Source organism: Vibrio mediterranei (assembly GCF_900088415.1).
In the GTDB taxonomy this organism is placed as follows: domain Bacteria; phylum Pseudomonadota; class Gammaproteobacteria; order Enterobacterales; family Vibrionaceae; genus Vibrio; species Vibrio mediterranei.
On record NZ_FLLQ01000042.1, the window covers coordinates 1 to 502 of the forward strand.

Sequence of the window (502 nt, forward strand, 5' to 3'; positions counted from 1 at the left end):
AAACAACCAAAGTTGTCTGCATTTTTATACATGTGCAGACTCGATTTTGCCGGACTCAAATATGAATTACTTTCGTAATTCCCAAGAACACTTGAATGTGTGTTGGTACCTAATCTTTCGATTAGGATTTGAGAACTTTTAAATGAATAACATTAATCAAATGTTATTCGTCAGCTTTCCAAATTGTTAAAGAACGAGATTACTAATAAGTAACCATTTTTAAATATTCTCAAAGAGAAAACACTTAAAGATGGTGGAGCTAAGCAGGATCGAACTGCTGACCTCCTGCGTGCAAGGCAGGCGCTCTCCCAGCTGAGCTATAGCCCCATCAGTGTGATGCTTACCGCCAATCATCTGGGAGGAAGATTGGTGGGTCTGAGTGGACTTGAACCACCGACCTCTCGCTTATCAGGCGAACGCTCTAACCACCTGAGCTACAGACCCAAGCATCGTCTTTAATCTAAACCTAATCAATCTGTGTGAACACTCATCGCAATAATCT

2 tRNA genes are annotated in these 502 nt (G+C 41.0%); both read right to left on the bottom strand.

Annotated features, from left to right (window positions below):
- Positions 1-251: 251 nt before the first annotated feature.
- Positions 252-327, bottom strand: a tRNA-Ala gene (locus VME0621_RS26035).
- Between the two features lie 40 nt (positions 328-367).
- Positions 368-444: transfer RNA gene (locus VME0621_RS26040), tRNA-Ile, on the bottom strand.
- Positions 445-502: the final 58 nt, after the last annotated feature.